This window comes from Acidithiobacillus sp. TH-A35, assembly GCF_057473505.1.
On sequence record NZ_JBYCKR010000025.1, the window covers coordinates 1 to 4,561 of the forward strand.

The 4,561-nt window shown below is 62.8% G+C and carries 5 protein-coding genes; 1 reads left to right on the forward strand and 4 read right to left on the reverse strand.

The window, feature by feature from the left end:
• Positions 1 to 66 precede the first annotated feature (66 nt).
• Entirely contained in the window at positions 67 to 492 is a 426-nt protein-coding gene (locus AC2VNK_RS01160) for an SMI1/KNR4 family protein (protein ID WP_276732260.1), read from the forward strand.
• A gap of 87 nt (positions 493 to 579) precedes the next feature.
• Here AC2VNK_RS01160 and AC2VNK_RS01165 read toward each other — a convergent pair whose 3' ends face one another.
• The 4 genes from AC2VNK_RS01165 to AC2VNK_RS01180 form a co-directional block, all read right to left on the reverse strand.
• Positions 580 to 1,557, reverse strand: a complete 978-nt coding sequence (locus AC2VNK_RS01165; protein ID WP_486882505.1) for a recombination directionality factor — start codon at positions 1,555 to 1,557, stop codon at positions 580 to 582.
• Positions 1,554 to 2,549 (reverse strand): YqaJ viral recombinase family nuclease, encoded by a 996-nt coding sequence (locus tag AC2VNK_RS01170; RefSeq protein WP_486882506.1) that lies wholly within the window; start codon positions 2,547 to 2,549, stop codon positions 1,554 to 1,556. The genes AC2VNK_RS01165 and AC2VNK_RS01170 overlap by 4 nt, the downstream gene beginning before the upstream one ends.
• A gap of 74 nt (positions 2,550 to 2,623) precedes the next feature.
• A complete protein-coding gene (locus AC2VNK_RS01175; protein WP_486882507.1) occupies positions 2,624 to 3,583 on the reverse strand; it encodes a DUF932 domain-containing protein in 960 nt (319 codons plus the stop codon).
• A gap of 107 nt (positions 3,584 to 3,690) precedes the next feature.
• Positions 3,691 to 4,026 (reverse strand): hypothetical protein, encoded by a 336-nt coding sequence (locus tag AC2VNK_RS01180; RefSeq protein WP_486882508.1) that lies wholly within the window; start codon positions 4,024 to 4,026, stop codon positions 3,691 to 3,693.
• Between the last annotated feature and the right edge of the window lie 535 nt (positions 4,027 to 4,561).

Here is a 4,561-nt window from a genome sequence, read left to right on the forward strand (position 1 = left end):
ACACAGGCGGCAAGGAAATCTGGGGTGGAGGGCGATAGCCGCTGACGGCGCCCGATGGAGAAGAGCATGCAAGAGATCAAGTGGAAGTATGGTAGCCCGGTGAGCGACGAGGTCGTTCGCGCGGTCGAGTCGCAGCTTGGTGTCGTTTTCCCGTCGGACTACCGGACCGTGGTCGCAGAGCACAACGGCGGTCGTCCGAAGCCGAACGCAGTCGAGATCCCAGGCCGACGCGAAGTCGTGGTGGAGCGACTGGTCCGGCTTAATGCAGGCGATGGAGAAGACGTCCCTAGCGCCGCCGCAGTACTGAAAGATCGGGGCCGAGGACAGCTTGTGCCATTCGCCAGTGATCCGTTCGGCAACCTCTTTTGCTTCCAATTTGATCGGAAGGCTCCAAGTGCGGTCGTCTTCTGGGAACACGAGAGCGGCAGCGTCAGCACAATCTGCCAGACTTTCGCCGATCTGCTCGCATTGCTGCACCCGCCTCGTCGCTGACCTTCACCGCGAGCATCGCAGACTCAAAAAAAATCACCGTTCGCTGCTGCCCTGATCCTCCAGGCAGCAGCGAACGGCAAGATCCCCTCACGCGCCATCCCGAGATCGCTCCCCTGTGCCCTCAGCAAGATGCACAGCGGTACTCTTTCTCACGCGCGCCTGCAATTTCTCCGCAAGCGTTGCAGCGGGTGAGGCCGCCTCGTCATCCAAGGGACCTTCGCCTACAGAGATGCCGTCAGAGATCGGCGTCTCTGTGACGTCCGCCGGGTAAAACTCATCCACCACCGCCGATCCGTCCTCTTCCGAGTCCTCAAACGCTCCCGCCGCCAGTCCTTGGCGTGCGGCCCCATCCAGCGCATGCTGATCCAGGCCCGCCTCAAGTTGCGCGGCTCGCAGCTGCCTTGCCTGCGCCACCGCCTCCTCCAAGGTCATGCCGCTGCGCACCGTCAGATCGACATAGAAGATCGGCGCCCGATGCGATTGCGTGGTCGACTTGCCCCGCAACCGCAACTCCAGCGGCAGGCAGGCCAATACCCCGCCTGAGACCGCCGCGAAGTACTGCAGCCGAGTCGCCAGGGTGCGGATGCTGTTGAACCCCGTGGTGCGAAACACAAAGCTCCCCAGCACATCCTCCTCCCCCACGCGCACATTGAGTCGCCCATACGGCTTGCAGCCACCCTTGGCCCCCACCTCGCAGCCCTCCGGCGACGGGCAGGGCAGCGAGGCCATGCCATTCATCGTCACCCGCCGACAGGTCTCCCCATTGCCCACGCACACCGGGCGTCCGGTCTGCCGATCAAACAGCGTGAAGTGGGCCCGCAGGTTCAAGTCCGGATCGTCGAACAACACCGTCACCGGAATGGCCCGCAGCTTCGCGCCGCTGGTGCCGCGCAGCGCCTCGTCCAGCGGATGCGCAACCCAGCCCGACTTCGCCTGCACCTGCGTCGTCAGCGTGAACTCATCATCCTTCTCCGGCACCCGCTTGCCGTTCTTCTCCACCACCCGACCGATGGTGATCCGCCCCACCACCGGGGGCGTCAATGCCAGTCCCTTGAGCATCGTCATTCCTTTCCTTGTTGCACCACGAAGCGCCGGGCTCCTGGCCGCGAGACCATGAACTGCGCTACTAACTCGGGATGCGCTTGGCGCAAAGCCGCCAGATCGACCGAGACACTGGCCTTGGCCTGCTTCCAGCTGATCTCACCCGTGTCGAACACCGCCCGCGTGGCCTCACCCATGCGCTGCTGAATCGCCTGCCGCAGGACGGCCTCCTGCGCGTCCTGCTGCGCCAGCGCGTGACGAATGGCCTGCAAGTCGGAGAACGTGGCGTTCATCTCCACATCTCCGGCAAAGTCCAGACACTGCCCGCTGTCTTGCGGATACAGCGCCCGCAGTGCCCTGTCAGCAGAATCCGATCCATCTGCCGCCGGTGCGGTGTCGCTTTCCACCGCGTCCCAGAATGCTCGCTCCAGGGTGATGAGCTGCGCGATCATCGTCTCGTTGCGTTCGATGCGATGAATCTGCAACGTCTGGCCACCCAGCAACACCGCCACATCGGCGGCCTGCTTGCCCGTTACCGCCAGCTGGTGCATCACCTGCAGTTGCACATACTCCGGCACCCCATCGCGCCAGAGCCTGGCGCCCTGGATGCCTGCCGTCTTGCACTCCAGAATCTGCACATCGGGTGCTCCGATGACCTCCCGGTCGATGTTCGCCAGCATCCAGGGATGCTCCGGATGCTGCAACACCGCGTTCACCCGCCGGACCCGGTGGCCGGTGCGCCTGCAGTAATGCGCCGCCACGATCGGCTCCAGCAACGAGCCCCAATACATCGGGCTGGTTTCATCCTTCGGGTCCACCTTGGGCAGGCCGCCGTCGCGCCCGGTTTTCAGCATCCACAACTCCAGCGCAGATTGATACGGATTCAGCCCGACCGCTGCGGCCGCATCCGAACTGCCGATCCCCTTCTTGCGGACCTCCAGCCAGTCCTCGCGGTCCAGGCCAGTGGTCTTCACCAGTTTGAGCGCACCCCGACGCGATGCGCGTGGCGTTTGCATTGCAATTCCCATGATCGTTCTCCCAAAAGAAAGCGCCCCCTCGGGGGCGCAGAGTGATTGGCACGTCGGCCACCTCAGGACACCAACTGCAGTGCCTGATCCAGCGCGCGTTGCTTGATCGCCGCGCCTGGCCCGAACCAGGCACTGTCGAGCCGGTACTCCGCATTGCGCGCCCGGCGCTCGTGATCGACGTATTCCGTCACGGCATTGAGTAATCCCCAGGCCGTGCCTGCCGCAGCGGACAGCTCGGCCCCGCGACCCTGGCCCTCGTACAGGCTTTGCACCTTCTTGAGCGCACGCTCATTGGTCAGCGCCGCGTCGGCAGCCTCGTCGGACAGACACAGCACCTTGAGGAAGTAGTTCAGCGCCTCATGGCTCTTGACCTTGCGCTCCGAGAGGGTCTTCATGCGGTACATGAAGGCGTCCCACTGGGACACCGAAATCCCCAACTGGCGTTTGACCGCCTGGGCATCGAAGTTCGTGCTGTGCGGCACGCGAATCGCCCCGGTGGCCCCGTTGAGCGCCACCGTCAGGGTGTTGCTGCACACCACGCGGATGGTGGTGAACGTCGCCGTGGTCGCCAGCGTGCTGTCGCAGGACGTGGCCAGCAGCAAATAGCCCTTGACCCGATCCTGTCCCTTGAGCAGGGCTTCCTTGCCGGTGCGCGCCAAGGCCCAGAACTTGCGGCCCTCCTTGAGCACCCCGGCGGTTTCCAGGGTGTAGCCCGCCACCTCCGTGAGGTCACGGTAGAACTCCAGAACCTCGCGTGGTTGGACGACCTGATAGCGATCGCTGACGACCGACAGCGGCGCACGGGTGTCGCTGCGGTAGAGCACCTTCTGTTCGGGGAAGGTGAGGATCGCGCCCAAGGCGCCAGCGGATTCGGCCATGAAGCGCACGGGCGCCTCCCGTATCTCCCAATCCATATGCGCTGAACGCGCCCAGACGTCCAGCGATTGTTGAGGGGGCAGGGCATGGCCCAGTTGATGCCAAGGTGCTTCTGAAGCGGGCAGTGCCGCGAGTGCAGTGGACATGTGGTTCTCCAAAATGAACAGAGCCCAGACCGAATGCGGCCCGGGCTCTGGAAAGGGAAAGCGGAAGAAAAGGCGGAAGAAAAAATGCAGAGAAAGGGCTGGGCGGCTCAGTCGAGGTCGCGTCCGCTGAACTGGAGGCCGCAATGCTGGCATTCGAGGTTCTCGAGCAGGCGCTCATCCACGGCAGTGCCGACCGCACGGCCCGCAGCGCCACCCGCGGCCGCGCCGAACAAACCACCGAGCAACGCACCCGTGAGGCCACCGACAGCGATGCCAACGGGACCGGCCACCGCACCCAGGGCGGCACCTGTTTCCGCGCCACCCACAGCAGCCATCAACCCCGCCGCAGCCCCACCTGTGGCGCCAATCACCGTGCCTGCATCTCGGCCTCGGTCGAGGGTTTTGATATGCAGGGATTTGCAAACAGGGCAAGCAATCGTCATGAGAATCTCCTTGATAAAAATGAACGCCTGAAATAGGCAAGCACAGGCCAATCCAGCCAGCGCCATCAAGGTGATATGGGACTCAAAAAATTTCCGAAAGGAGTATCGGGCATAGCAATCGGTGATGCCCTGAGTATCTGAATCGGGGGGGTGAAGTGGGAGGCGCGCGCGCAAGGTGCGCATGATGACGCTCAACACGACTCGCGAGCGGGGCGTCGGTGTGTCAATAACCGCCATGTGACAGCGCACCGAATCGGGAAGCATCACCGACCGTGCGACAGAGAGGGCGAGGCGCAACTTGTAGGGTCGTCGCAAGGTTGCGTACATGCAGAGGAGGCTGACCAGAACCAAGTCGAAGAGGGTCAGAAACAGATCTGTCGTGGCATAACAACAAAGAGTTGCACAAATTTCATACCAATACCTATGTGTAGTGAGGCCCAATTAATCGTTATAGGCATTAAGTCAGGCGCCGATATGAGACGGATGCTGTTGTGATGACATGAGCTAGTTACTAGGATGAGTGCATCACCAAAAA

Excerpts from the sequence above, each read along its gene's own strand:
- AC2VNK_RS01160 (WP_276732260.1), top strand. The coding sequence starts at position 67 with ATGCAAGAGATCAAGTGGAAGTATGGTAGCCCGGTGAGCGACGAGGTC.
- AC2VNK_RS01165 (WP_486882505.1), bottom strand. The coding sequence starts at position 1,557 with ATGACGATGCTCAAGGGACTGGCATTGACGCCCCCGGTGGTGGGGCGG.
- AC2VNK_RS01170 (WP_486882506.1), bottom strand. The coding sequence starts at position 2,549 with ATGCAAACGCCACGCGCATCGCGTCGGGGTGCGCTCAAACTGGTGAAG.
- AC2VNK_RS01175 (WP_486882507.1), bottom strand. The coding sequence starts at position 3,583 with ATGTCCACTGCACTCGCGGCACTGCCCGCTTCAGAAGCACCTTGGCAT.
- AC2VNK_RS01180 (WP_486882508.1), bottom strand. The coding sequence starts at position 4,026 with ATGACGATTGCTTGCCCTGTTTGCAAATCCCTGCATATCAAAACCCTC.